The organism is Schlesneria paludicola DSM 18645, assembly GCF_000255655.1.
GTDB classification, from domain to species: Bacteria; Planctomycetota; Planctomycetia; order Planctomycetales; family Planctomycetaceae; genus Schlesneria; species Schlesneria paludicola.
In genome coordinates this window covers 206,469-219,695 of record NZ_JH636435.1, presented here as the reverse complement: position 1 = coordinate 219,695, position 13,227 = coordinate 206,469, and the positions used below count along the sequence as shown (strand labels likewise).

Here is a 13,227-nt window from a genome sequence, read left to right as displayed (position 1 = left end):
CTCATGACGTCAAGTGGCGAAATTGTGACGCGGCGGGTGAGTCTCGTCTCACCATGCAAGCGTGTTTCAATTAGGCACTTGCCGAATTGACGGGAGTGTCTCCACACAAATTTGAACACGCCATGACATCGTGAACACCAAGTGACTGCCCCACCAGATTTCGCAGGTTGTGAGGCGCCAAATAGGCACGATGCCGATCAAGAGGTTGGCTGAAATGAAAAAAGCAAGTAATGACGCGAGCCAGCACGACGAAGTCAATCAAGACGCGGTTAGCCATTTCAGTTGGCTGATTTTCGGCTGGATCGTGATCTACTTCGCAGTCATCATTCCCGCAGTTCGAGCCTGGACGATTCAAATCTAGCCCGCCATCGCGAGGGGACAGAAGCCAGAGTGGCGGCAGGGAAGATGCCAACTGCAATTGATGGCCACCACGGGACAATCCGAGATCCCATCTCAGAATCAGCGAAGGTGCAAACGGCCCGACTCCGTCACCGCGTGAGTGTCCCTCCATGGCACATCATCATCGCGGACGAGATCAAGCAACCTGCTTCTCTGTCGTTTTCGCCTGAACGGTCGTCCGTAAAAACCAATTCAGGATCAGCGTGTGATAGATCGAGGACGGTACAGCACAAACGGGCGGACGCGTCCCTTGCGCAGTAAAATGGGGCTGCTGGGATTCGAACCCAGAACCAAAGGATTATGAGTCCTCTGCTCTGACCGTTGAGCTACAGCCCCATGTGCCTATTTTGTAGAGTATTCGTGAGTTTTTGAAAAAAAGAGCTTTTCATCACGACCACCAATCCGACCACCGAGTCCATTCGCATGGCAAAAAAGCCAAGGTAAAACGGCCTTGCACGGACTTCCCCCTCTACCCTCGCGCCAGTGGACAATGGGCAAAGAAAATAAGAGGAAAGCTCTGCTACTACGGCGTCATCTCTGACTCCGACGCGGCGCTGGAGAAGTATTGCAATGAGCGTGACGACCTGCAAGCGGGTCGCACGCCCAAACCACAGGACGACTACCGTTCAACGGTCAAGCAGCTTTGCGATGCCTTCTACGAATCGAAGGAAAATCGCTTCAAGACCGGTGACATGGCAGCCGTCTATCTTAAGGCGATTTTCGCGGACCGTCTTGAGCGCGTTGTGAACCACATTCGCGCTTGGCTCTGGCCAAAGCCTGCGAAGAAAGCGACGTCCAGGAAGACGACTCCAAAGAAGCGGGTGGCCAATTGACCAGATCAATCGAAAGCATGATCACTGCTGCGGATTTCTCCGCGAGATTCAGGGATGGCTTGCGCTGACCGCGTTCGCACGTCAGGTATCGGTCGAAGAATCTCAGTCCGAATTTCAGTATTATCTTGCAGAATCCACGTTCTCGGCTCTGTGCAATCGTTTCGCAGATTGGCGGGAAGAGCTTGCCCAATGGCGAGGGAGATGGATGACTGACTTTTCGACTTCGTGCGTAATCAAAAATGAGTTGCAGCTGAATTTCAGCCATTGGGTAATTGCATTTGATGCGGAATCAGAGGCATTCAAATTTTCAAGTGGAATGTCTTATTGTGCATCGTGAATGCGTTTCCGCAACCTTGTCATACACTGTGCGGACTTGTGGCTTTCGCCTGCGATCCAGACCTCAGGTCGCCGTGGCGTTCGGTGATTCGCTGAAATTGGCCGGTCGTGACTTCGAAAGAAGCAGCCATGCCGACAGCAGCGTCAGCGGGATGACGAGCAACCAGTAAGAGAGCATCCATTGCTGAGGGTGCAGGGACTCAAGCGACGTCAGGGACGACTCGAACTGTTTCACCAGCGATTCGGATGTGAGGCCACTGCCAATCGTGGGTTGAGCGTTCCAATCCCAAAAGCGTTTTGTATTGGTCGTGTGTGCGTCAGTCGACTGCCATGCGAAGTACCCAAAAGCAGATCCGAAAGCATGCTCACGCCCTGTGGTGTAGATCGCCACTTCGTCGATGACACTCAGACTTCTCACCCACCCCGCCATGACCGCGCACGCCATCAGTAGAGTGACAACGCCAAACTTGCGTTTCCAACCCCTGAAAAACTCTCGCATGTTTTGGCTCGCAAAAGCGTGACGGTTTGTCTGTAGTTTGGCAGGCCCTAGGGTGGGGGGCAAGGGCGGCGGTGATTGGCATTTCACCTGCTTCGGCCACAATAGCGGACCGCACTTGAGCGCGAGTCTCGTCATCGTCTGCGCAATGAGACAGCAGAACTGCGCACTGTGCCAGCACAATGGGTATCGGCCCTCGTGACAATTGGAAATTACGATCAGTACGTTTGAGTACGCTTCAAGCATGCATTCGATGCAGATTTCATCGACTTCGACTGGCCAATGATGTTTGGGCGGAACATCAAGAAGCCCGAAAAGCGACTTCCTTGCTGCAGTATATCGCTGGCGTGTCACTGCTTGATTGAGAATCGCCTAATCCAAGTCCGGTGGATTCGCCATTGCGCCCTGCGGCCCTGTTTCTTTTGAAGGAGTCGCCGCTTTGCGATCAGTGACTGTCCCTCTCTGCTCAGGGCAATCCCAATTGCTTGACTCCATGTTCGGATTCCACTCGCGGAATCCGAACATGGAGGATCGTCGCGAACCGGCAACCGTCCAGATGCCGCCATTGCTGCTCTCGCCGTGTGGCCCTAACAGGGCCGTAATTCATCACACGCTGGACTGCAACGCATCGCCTCGCCTCCGAAAATTCTCCACGAATGCGTCCGCCTGCTGATGCTCCATCCCCAGCGCCACCTTGTGAAAATATTCGCGGGGGCTTCAAATCCAAGGTCTGCAAACACGAATTCTGTCGGCATTGTTCGCCCCTCAAAACACTAGAATCCTCACAACCCCACAAAATTCCCGGATGGGCTAAAAACCTGCAGTTTCACATGGAATCCTCTACGCCCGTTCGTTATGTTAAATCGCGCTCAATTGAGAAGCATCCGGCTTTTCGTAACTACAGGAGCAGTATTATCCTGTGTGACAAAAGCATTTCAAATTGATTGCGCCGCTCGTTGAGCTCTTGCCCCGAAAGCACGGGTTTGGCGATTGGACGACTGAAGACGGAATGTGTTTTGACGGACGAAGTACGTGAGACGCTGGAACGTTGGGTATGACACACCAACAGGAGCCAGTTCTTGGCACTGCGATATCGAGTGGTTTTGATGTGCGGGCATGGCTTGACCCGCACACACGCGTTGTCGAGGAGTTGGGTGTGACAGTGCCAATGGTCGGCAAATTGCGTCAGCGATTTGTTGACCACCGATTGGATGATGTGCACAACCAACCGCGTCCGGGAGCGCCGCGAAGATTCAACGATGCCGATGTTGAACGCGTGATGCCCCGAACCATTGAATCGAAACCACCGCACACCGCGGGTTGGAGTACGCGTGGAATGGCAAAGGCGACCGGCCTGAGCCTGACGGCGGTTTCGCGAATTGGCCGTGCATGTCACTTGCAAGCGCATCGCACGGAAATATTCAATTTATCAACGGCCTCGCTTTTGCTTGACAAAATTCGAGGTGTCTTTGGACTGCACTTGAGTCCACCCAACAAGGCGATTGGTTTGTGTATTGACGAAAAGTGCCAAGTGCAGGCACTGAACCGCTCACAACCGTCGCTGCCGGTGGAACCAAGTCGCCCCGAACACCATAGTCATGACGATGCTCGTCATGGGACGACATCCGCATTCCGCCTCTGTGTCACTGAAATGATGCTTTTCGCCCCGAACTCGACAGGGCGCTTACCGAATCCGTCGGTTGGGGCAACAGTGCTGCAACCAATTACGCCACCATGTGAACTTTCTAAGTAACGATCGAAAACAAATAATGTTGCTGGCTATCAAACATTTTGCTTACGCGTGCGCCTTTCCGGTTTACAGTCTATTCAGTCGCCGCATTCCATTCTGTGCATTTTACCCGACGCTTTCTGGTTGGCGTGTCTGGATGCGAGGCCGGACAATTGATGTCGTCGCGCCCCGCGTCTGGGTCCTTGAATACTTCCGACATTTCATGCCCAAACGGGGAGACACGATCTTCGACGTCGGTGGAGAGCTTGGGTGGGAAACGAAGCAATTTTCGGACCTTGTCGGCAAGTCAGGTAAAGTCTACGTCTTCGAGTGCCTTCCCGAACATCTCGCAGGCTTAAGGAAGATTGCTGAGCAGCGATCCAATATTGAGATCATTGATCGTGCCTGCTGGGACCAGGAAACAGAGTTGACTTTCTTCATCGGGCATACACCGGGGAGCAACACGGCGGTTCCAGATGCGCGCGGTCAGCGCGGCCAAGCTTTGGCAGACGAATCCAAGCAAACATTGGTGGTGCGAGCTGAGACACTTGACGCCATGTGGAAGCGGTTGGGCCAGAAACGCGTCAACTTTTTGAAAATGGACATCGAAGGTGCTGAGCTCGAAGCACTGGTCGGCGCGAAAGAGCTGCTGGATCACGTCGATTATGCGGTCATCGCCGCTTACCATATTCGAGATGGCGTACGAACCGCGGAACGAGTGGCAACCACCCTCAAAGCCGCTGGAATGCACGTTCGGACAGACGAAAACCATCATGTTTACGCGTCGCGAACTCCGTTTCCCGGAGCGAATTGACGATTGCCTGTATCACCAAATGGGCGGCGGCCACTTCCTCAATCGGTTGCTCAGCCCGCCGCCGCCTTCAGCTCCTCCTCCTCCGCTTTCAAAACGGAATCGACTAGCGTCTGCTGTTCGATTCCGCTGCGGAGCGGATCTCAGCAGCCAAGATCAGATTCGTCACCGTGGACAGCGCCATCGAGATCCGCATCCGTATTTGTTCGTCGGAAGCGAGGCCATTCAGGCGTGCTCGGAAAGTCGCCGACGACTAGCTGGGATTGATCAGTGAGGCATGGTTGGCCTGAGCGGGGTCCGTTTGAGGGAAATCACTGCGTGCGTGTGTCCCACGGCTCTCATTTCGCCCAATCGCGGCAGTAATCATCAGCCGTGCGACCAGCAAGAGATTCTGCAATTCCCAACCCTTCGTCGTCGAGAATTCAAACGGGCCGACGTAGCGGTCCCAGAATTCAATCTGTTGTCGAGCAGACTCAAGATCGAACGCATTGCGCTCGATGCCGACCTTACGCCACATCTCACTGTTGAGAGAGTTCAACAGGTCATCCAGCTTCAGGGAACTGTCCTCAAGTGGCACTGTTCCCTCTGTGGGGCTGGGGTCATTGATGCCGGAAATTGCCCCTTCGCGCTGAAGCGGCAATGCGGTGAATTGATCCGCTTCGCCACAGGCCGCGGCCGAGGCGTTCCTCCCGGCACGCAGGCCGAACACCAATCCTTCAAGCAGACTGTTGCTTGCCAGGCGATTCGCCCCATGTAGGCCGCTGGAAGTGACTTCGCCAGCAGCCCACAGACGCGGAACGGACGTCTGTGCGTCTTTGTCGATCGTCACGCCGCCGATCATGTAGTGAGCCCCGGGACGGACGGGAATCAGATCGCGCATCAGGTCGAGACCAAATTGGGCACAGACCTGGCGAATGTGCGGAAATCGCTCCATGACCAATGACTTGGGCAGATGCGTCAAATCGAGATATACGCAGTGGTGCCGGGTCTTTTCCATCTGACGCGTGATCGAGCGGCTGACGATGTCACGAGGCGCAAGTTCCGCCGCGGGGTCATAGTCTGGCATGAATCGATGTCCAAGGCAGTCGCGCAGCAGACCGCCCTCACCACGCGCCGCTTCCGAAATCAAGTGGCGCGAGGAACCGGCGATGTAGAGCACGGTGGGATGAAACTGCATGAACTCCATGTCCCGCAGTTCACACCCGGCGCGAAACGCCATGGCATGTCCATCGGCGGTGGCAATTTCGGGATTTGTGGTCTCGCGATACAGACGCCCCGCCCCGCCGGTGGCCAGGATCGTCTGCTTGGCCCAGACGAATGTCTTTCCGTGGCTGGCGTTCCAAACGAGTGCCCCGCGGCATTCTCCTTCATGAGTCAGCAAATCGATCGTAAAGGTTCTTTCCCAAACATCGATCTGGGGCAATCCACGAACGCGTTCGATCAACGCGCGCATCACTTCCTTGCCAGTCGCATCGCCCAGCGCATGCACCACACGACGGTGGCTGTGCCCACCTTCCTGCGTCAGCGCAATTTCGCCATCGGCCCGATCAAAGTGAGCCCCCATCGTCATCAGTTCGCCGATTCGCTGGGGTGCCTCCCGGACCACCATCTCGACGATGTCCCGATCGCAAAGCCCCTTCCCCGCGGCCAGCGTGTCCGCCACATGATTGGCGAAATGGTCCACGGGATCGAAAACCCCCGCGATTCCGCCCTGCGCATAGGCGCTGTTCGATTCTTTGAGAACATCTTTGGTGGCAAGGACCACGTTCAGCCGCGGATCAATGGCCAACGCGGCACGAATTCCGCTGATACCGGCACCGATAATCAACACATCGGTGAAGAGATGAGGCACGCGCTTCGGATTGAAGCGAACGAGATATCGGCGTTTAGGCCGAACGAGGCTTGGCGGCATAAGGTCTACTTCAATTCCACTTGAATCGTTTTGGTTTCAGCATTCCAACGAACGCTTGCCCCATCGAACTGCTTTTCAATCACGCTGACCAGCGTCGCACCATCAGCAACGGGAGAAAAACGACAACGTGTCTTTCCGTCGTTGGCGATCATTTCATAGTCAACTTCGGTGATTCCGAGCGACGCCACAATCGCGTCTTTCAGCTCGGTCTGCTGCTCATCGCTCAGAGATCGACTGATTTCGACACGTACGGCTCCGTCCGTGCGTGATCGAGCGGACTCTTCCTTCCATTGCTCTGTCGCCATTTGACTTGCAAATCGGAGGGTAAAAATCAGCGGCATCAAGTATCCAGTGAATTCATCGCGATTCATCGCACCTTGCATTCGCCCGAGCATTGCGTCGATCGAATCGAGTTGTTTTAGAGCATCGGGCTTCACTTGCTTGATCCGGTCAGGGAACGTCGACAAACGTGTTTTGAGATCGTCAATGCTGGAAGACCAGCTCGTGGCGATCGATTTGGGAAGCCACTTCCCATCGACTTTGACAAACTTCACCTCTTTGGGTTCGCTTCCTTTTGCTTCGCGGTACAAAATCGTTTCCGTCTCACCATCCGAATTGACCGTGGTGACAGTCACATCGTCGAATCGGGGCAATGGAAATCCTTGAAGCAGATCACTGCCTGCTGACAGAAGATACTTCAGATCAGCCAGCTTGAGCGACTTCAAATCTGCGACCTCGCTGGCCGCGACCGTATGAATTCCTGCCACGATGGATTCCCAATTCTCTTTCAATGAATCCGCCTGCGGTACGATTTTCATCAGGTCCATACTGAAGATCATCGCTTTCTTGTCGCGCATGACGGTCGCGGTTTTCGCGAGCAAGCCGAATGCTTTGGACCATAGTTCCGGGTCCATTTTTTCGGCGAACAGGCGAACGAGATTCTCGACATCGGCTTGATATGCGGCAGGCAGTCCGTCATACACCGTGTCAATTCGACCGGCCTGAAAGGCCGCGAGCGTCTTCAGGAATGCCTCAGCCGCCGATCCTTCCGCCGGAGCCTTTGCGGGTTGTTCGTCGCTCGCCCATTTGTCAGCCGAGGCCGTTGGAGTGACAACTGGAGTGCTGACGTTGGCTGTTGATTTCGCGGCGTGCTCGGCCGTGACAGGAAGGTTCTCTGAACTGGGCTTTCCGCAGCCGAAAGCGACCACAGTTAGAACGAGCGGCATCAAAAAAGAAATTCGGTTCATCGGCTAAGTGGCTCCCCTAAACTCGAGTGCTGGTCTGCGGGTCGCGAGATCTTGCACCCGAATATCGTACGGTCTTTGCGGTCGATCACCATGATGATGGCGTTCCGTTCCAAAAAAGGCGATGTCAACTTTCGCCCTTCAGCCGATCCAAGAGCATCGGCTTGAGATCAGGGATCAGGCTTCGAATCCAGTCAGGCTGGTCTAATCGCAATCCCTCGGCGGACTGCGTCAGTTCACCAGGTAATTTGCGAGCCAGATCTTTCAGTTCGTCGGCCAGTTGTTGAAGGGCTGCGGAATTCTCGGGCAGCTCGTCAAGATAGCGAACCAGTTCTGCAAGTGGCCCATGATCCTCCAGCGAAAGGTGTTGGGCTTGGGGGTAGCTGGTATGGAATTTCACCTGTTCAACCCAGACGCGTCCATCGGATTCTATGGCGCCAAGCGTGCGAATTTCGGCTGTGATCGCCTCGCGGTGACTGCAGACCTCCTGATGGGCCCGAGTGCGGCCTTCCAAGGACACACGCACTCCGAGAGGGAGCTCACCATGGAGCTGGAGGACACGATGAAGTTCGGTCCTTACACGCGAGAGGATTTCTTCCGAATCTTCGGCGTCCGAGCATGAGACCGAGCACACTTCCCACCGGAACACATCGAGAGGGTGAAACGTGAGATTGACCCGCCCCTGCTCGTTGACGGTCGCAAGCAAGCAGCCTCGAGATCCTGATTCGCGGATATGCCTGCCCTGGATGTTTCCCGAATACAGCGCGGGTGCCGCTGTCGTCGACATGGCATCCTCGGGAATTGACGACCGCTTGTGGATATGCCCCAGCGCCCAATAGTCATACCCCTTCGCTCGTAGATCGGCAGGCGTGCACGGGGCATACGTGTCGTGCTCGTCCGAGCCATTCAGGCTGGTGTGCAACAGACCAAGATTGAAACTGTGAGGAATCGGGCCGGGATAGTCGGGGACCATGTTCTTCAGTTCCGCGGCATTCGCGAAACTGCGTCCATGAACGGCAAGCCCAAGGTCCGGAATGTGTCGCGTTTCGGGTTGCTCGTGCGACAGCATCAGACTGTCACCTTCTGGATTCACCGGAAGCCTTAGCTTTTTGGTCATCATACTGGCGGCATCGTGATTTCCCGCGATCAAATAGACGCGGATTCCAGCATCGCGCAGCTTGGCCATCTGTCGGACGAAGAACATCCCCGTATTGAAATCGCGCCAACTGCCGTCGTAGAGATCACCAGCAATCACGACGACATCAACTCGCTCGCGCATGGCCAGCGCAACGAGATTTTCAAGAGCGCGTCGTGTCGCACCGCGAATGAGTTCGACCGGCGCACCTTCATATCGCTCCAGCCCCAATAATGGGCTATCGAGATGAATGTCAGCGGCATGCAGGAACTTCATAAGACTCTTTCGCGCAAGGCGATGGCGGCGATATGTTCTGTCAGATCACGAAAGAAAAACGATCAGCACGACGCCACTCCTGACACGGAATCGCATCGTGCTGAATTGATCCGACTCAGGTCACGTCGTGGGACCGTATGTCCACGGATGAAACTCTTCATCGCCGATCCCCTGTAGTTCGCTTTTGGTCTTTTTGCCACTGGCGACAGCAATTACCTCTTCGAAGATTTCTTTTCCAACGTCTTCCAGTGACGCCCCCTCCAGAATCGTCCCAGCGTTGATGTCCATATCGTCGACCATCCGGTTGTACATCGGGCTGTTCGTGGCAATCTTGATCGTCGGAACGGGCTTACAGCCAAAGCAACTTCCACGTCCCGTCGTGAAGCAAACGACATGCGTTCCGCCCGCGACCAGCCCCGTGACCGACGCCGGATCGTACCCCGGCGTATCCATGATCACGAACCCCTTCTGGTTGATCGCTTCACCATACTTATAAACGCCGCGAAGGGCCGAGGTGCCCCCCTTGGCAATGGCGCCCAGCGATTTTTCGTAGATCGTCGTCAACCCGCCCTTCTTGTTGCCTACGGACGGATTGATGTCGATTCGTTGTCCAAACAGGGCGGTATAGTCGATCCACCAGCGAATCCGTTCCAAAAGGGCTTCGCCCACTTCCTTTGTGACAGACCGACGTGTCAACAAATGCTCGCCACCGTAGATTTCGGGGGTTTCACTCAGGACCGACGTGCCACCGTGTGCGACCAGCATGTCGCTGCAGTATCCCAAGGCGGGATTGGCCGTCGTGCCGCTGTTTCCGTCGCTGCCACCGCACTCAAGTCCCAGCATCAGTTCCGCGAGGGGAATTGGTTCTCGCTGCGCCTTGTTGACTTCCGGAAGCATCTCGCGAATCTGATCGACCGCTCTTGCCACCGTTTTCGCCACGCCGCCTTGCTCTTGAATATTCATCACGAGCGGTTGATTCGGTGAGGGAGAATTGCCAAGTTGCAGCAGTCCACCGTTTTCCATCAGGAACGACGCCTGAGCGGTTTCGCAACCCAGCCCAATGACGATATAGGCCCCGATATTGGGGTGCCGCGCCACGTTCGACAAGACTCGCGTCAGTTGTTGATGATCTTCACCGCCGTACTGGATCGCACAACCGCCCTTGTGAATCAAAGGCACAACACCATCGACGTTGGGAAATGCGGCCAGGATCTCGTTATTGAACTTGTCTGCGGCATATTTGGAAGTGGTCGCCGAGCAGTTCACCGTCGAAACGATACCAATGTAATTTCGCGTTCCGAACTTACCGTTTGGCCGACGGTAACCTTGAAAGGTGCGGCCATGGATTGGTGTCGGCTCTGGGGGAATTTCCGAGCAAAACGCGTAGTCGAGGCTCAACTCGCCCGCTGTCACGTTATGGACGTGAACCCAAGCCCCTTGAGGAATCGGTTGTGACGCAAAACCGATTGTCTGACCAAACTTCTTAATCGGCTGACCCGTTTCGATGGACCGCAGCGAGATCTTGTGTCCCATGTCGATCGCTTCGCGAGAAAACAGTTCGCCCGTTCCCTTGAATTGAAAAGCCGTTCCCAGAGGAGAATGGCGGGAAGCGACTGCAATGTTGTCATCCGCATGCAGGCGAATGAAAGGCGGTGTGGTCATCGTCAGGTTCCAGTGTGTGGGGCTTTTCAGTCTGCAGAAATCCGTGGGACAGTCACCTTGGCACGACGAAGTCCCTGTGTTTTCGAAGTTTGGCAGAGCCATTCCCCATGATTTCAACAGGCGGTTCACTCTGCAGAGACTATTCGGTTCACCGATTTCAATCAATTCAGAACATGTCGATCCCAATTATCACGACTTTCTCGCGATGCTGCGACGTCGAGGGGACCGGCAACTCGGTGAAACTCGCGTTTAAACGGGCAAAGTTGGCCGGAAATTGCTGATTCTGCCACGCCCCACTTTCACGCCGCTGCCCGGCCTGCGATGATCCATACGGCTCTGACTCGCCTGCTGAACGTCAATTGTCGATTGAGACGAGACGGAGCCATCAGACGTATCTGAAAACACGGGGAATTGGATGGCCTTACTGAGTTTGCGAGATATCACGTTCGGGTTCGGCTCGCCGCCGATTCTGGAAGGCGTTGAACTTCACATTGAGCGCGGCGAACGTGTCGGATTACTTGGCCGAAATGGTGCGGGAAAATCGACATTGATGAAGCTGATGATGGGCGAACTGCGGCCCGATCACGGCACGGTCGATCGGCAAGCGGGAGTCCGCGTTGCCCGCCTGATTCAGGAAGTTCCGTCAGGCCGCACGGGGACAATCTTCGACGAAGTGGCCGCGGGACTGGGCCCCGAAGGAATCGCAGTTGCCGCGCAGTATCACCTGCATCATCCCGAAGCCGACCTGAGCGAGGCGGAACGGAAATCGCTTGAGAAAGCCGCAGAATCTCTGAATCACGACATCGGTTGGCAGCTTGAACATCGCATCGAGCAAATGCTGGAACGGATGCAGCTTGATCCCTTGACCCGATTTGACACCCTGTCCTCGGGAATGAAGCGACGTGTGCTGCTCGGACAATCGCTCGTCTCTGATCCCGATATCCTGCTTCTGGACGAACCAACAAACCATCTGGATCTCGATGCGATCCGCTGGCTTGAAGAGTTCCTGATGAAGTTCGGTGGGACCTTTTTGTTCGTGACGCACGATCGCATGTTCCTGCAGCGGCTTGCGAATCGCATCATCGAACTGGATCGCGGGCGACTGTTCGATTGGCCGTGCGACTACGGTACGTTTCTCGAACGTAAAGAGGCCGCGCTGGCGGCTGAAGAACAGCAACAGGCGCTCTTCGACAAGAAACTGGCCGTGGAAGAAGCCTGGATTCGTCGTGGAGTCAAAGCACGCCGCGTCCGAAACGAAGGCCGCGTGCGCGCGCTCAAAAAGCTGCGGGAAGAGCGCAAAGCGCGCCGCGAAAAGGTCGGAACCGTCAAAGTCGAACTGCAAGAAGCCGAGCGATCAGGGGCACTGGTTGTCGACACCAAGGACCTGACCTATGAGATTGGCGGCCGGACGATCATCCGGCAACTCACCACGACAGTCATGCGTGGTGACAAAATCGGGATCATTGGGACCAATGGCGCAGGCAAGACAACGCTGATTCGGCTTTTGCTGGGTGAACTGAATCCGACATCAGGACGAGTCAAACGCGGAACCAATCTTGAAGTGGCTTACTTCGACCAATTGCGGGCCCAATTGGACGAAGAAAAGTCCGTCAAAGACAATGTCTCTGAAGGCAAAGACCAACTGCTGATCAATGGTCAGCAGCGACACATTATCGGCTATCTTGAAGACTTCCTGTTCACGCCCGAGCGTTCACGCGGCCCTGCACGCTATTTGTCCGGTGGCGAACGCAATCGATTGTTGCTGGCCCGACTGTTCTCCAAACCCTCGAATGTCCTCGTTCTCGACGAACCGACGAACGACCTCGACACGGAAACACTCGATCTTTTGGAGGATTTGATTGTCGAGTACCCGGGAACCGTGCTGTTGGTCAGCCACGATCGAACATTTTTGAACAATGTGGTGACGAATACGCTGGTGTTCGAAGGCGACGGTCACGTCCGTGAATACGCGGGAGGTTACGATGACTGGCTAGATCAACGCGCACGTCAAATTGAGATTGTCCCCGAATCCAAGTCAAGAGAGGTCTCGTCACCCAGCGGTAAGCCCGCCACATCGAATGACGGCCCACGTCGTCGGACATTCAAGGAGCAGCAGGAACTGGCGACGCTGACTCGTCGGATTGATGCACTGGAAACCGAGCAACGCAAGCTTCACGATGAAATGGCATCTCCCGACTTCTATCAACAGGACAAGCTGGTGATCGCCAGCGCGACCAAGCGCAGTGGTGAAATCGAAGAGGAACTCATGAATAGCCTGGAGCGTTGGGAGGTGCTCGAAGCACTTGCCGAGTGACGCTGGCGACGAGATGATGGAAAGTCGGATGGTGGACTCACTTCGCCGGAACCTCGAACCCGGCGAACTTGATGCGGGCG

10 protein-coding genes and 1 tRNA gene are annotated in these 13,227 nt (G+C 55.3%); 4 read left to right on the top strand and 7 right to left on the bottom strand.

What is annotated here, in order from left to right; all coding sequences use genetic code 11:
- The first annotated feature begins 214 nt into the window (after positions 1-214).
- Positions 215-361 (top strand): hypothetical protein, encoded by a 147-nt coding sequence (locus OSO_RS50845; protein WP_157605332.1) that lies wholly within the window; start codon positions 215-217, stop codon positions 359-361.
- Between the two features lie 301 nt (positions 362-662).
- Here OSO_RS50845 and OSO_RS0118200 read toward each other — a convergent pair.
- A tRNA-Ile gene (locus OSO_RS0118200) sits at positions 663-735 on the bottom strand.
- A gap of 32 nt (positions 736-767) precedes the next feature.
- Between OSO_RS0118200 and OSO_RS50840 the strand changes: the two genes are divergently transcribed.
- Positions 768-1,232: a hypothetical protein gene (locus OSO_RS50840; protein ID WP_157605331.1), complete on the top strand. Its 465-nt coding sequence runs from the start codon at positions 768-770 to the stop codon at positions 1,230-1,232.
- A gap of 400 nt (positions 1,233-1,632) precedes the next feature.
- On the opposite strand, the gene OSO_RS0118185 is transcribed toward OSO_RS50840, so the two are convergent.
- Entirely contained in the window at positions 1,633-2,067 is a 435-nt protein-coding gene (locus tag OSO_RS0118185; RefSeq protein WP_029247179.1) for a hypothetical protein, read from the bottom strand.
- Positions 2,068-2,530: 463 nt separating this feature from the next.
- Positions 2,531-2,671, bottom strand: coding sequence for a transposase family protein (locus OSO_RS52630; RefSeq protein WP_390510910.1), 141 nt, complete (start codon positions 2,669-2,671; stop codon positions 2,531-2,533).
- Positions 2,672-3,833: 1,162 nt separating this feature from the next.
- On the opposite strand from OSO_RS52630, the gene OSO_RS0118175 reads away from it, so the two are divergent.
- Positions 3,834-4,607, top strand: a complete 774-nt coding sequence (locus tag OSO_RS0118175; protein ID WP_010584633.1) for an FkbM family methyltransferase — start codon at positions 3,834-3,836, stop codon at positions 4,605-4,607.
- A 250-nt stretch (positions 4,608-4,857) separates the two neighbouring features.
- On the opposite strand, the gene nadB is transcribed toward OSO_RS0118175, so the two are convergent.
- From nadB to OSO_RS0118150, 4 genes are all read right to left on the bottom strand, one after another.
- Entirely contained in the window at positions 4,858-6,516 is a 1,659-nt protein-coding gene (gene nadB / locus OSO_RS0118165; RefSeq protein WP_010584632.1) for an L-aspartate oxidase, read from the bottom strand.
- Positions 6,517-6,521: 5 nt separating this feature from the next.
- Entirely contained in the window at positions 6,522-7,763 is a 1,242-nt protein-coding gene (locus OSO_RS0118160) for a hypothetical protein (protein ID WP_010584631.1), read from the bottom strand.
- A gap of 124 nt (positions 7,764-7,887) precedes the next feature.
- Entirely contained in the window at positions 7,888-9,171 is a 1,284-nt protein-coding gene (locus OSO_RS0118155; protein ID WP_010584630.1) for a metallophosphoesterase family protein, read from the bottom strand.
- 120 nt (positions 9,172-9,291) lie between these two features.
- Positions 9,292-10,833 (bottom strand): UxaA family hydrolase, encoded by a 1,542-nt coding sequence (locus OSO_RS0118150; RefSeq protein WP_010584629.1) that lies wholly within the window; start codon positions 10,831-10,833, stop codon positions 9,292-9,294.
- A gap of 415 nt (positions 10,834-11,248) precedes the next feature.
- Between OSO_RS0118150 and OSO_RS0118140 the strand changes: the two genes are divergently transcribed.
- Positions 11,249-13,147 (top strand): ATP-binding cassette domain-containing protein, encoded by a 1,899-nt coding sequence (locus OSO_RS0118140; protein WP_010584627.1) that lies wholly within the window; start codon positions 11,249-11,251, stop codon positions 13,145-13,147.
- The last annotated feature ends 80 nt before the right edge of the window (positions 13,148-13,227 follow it).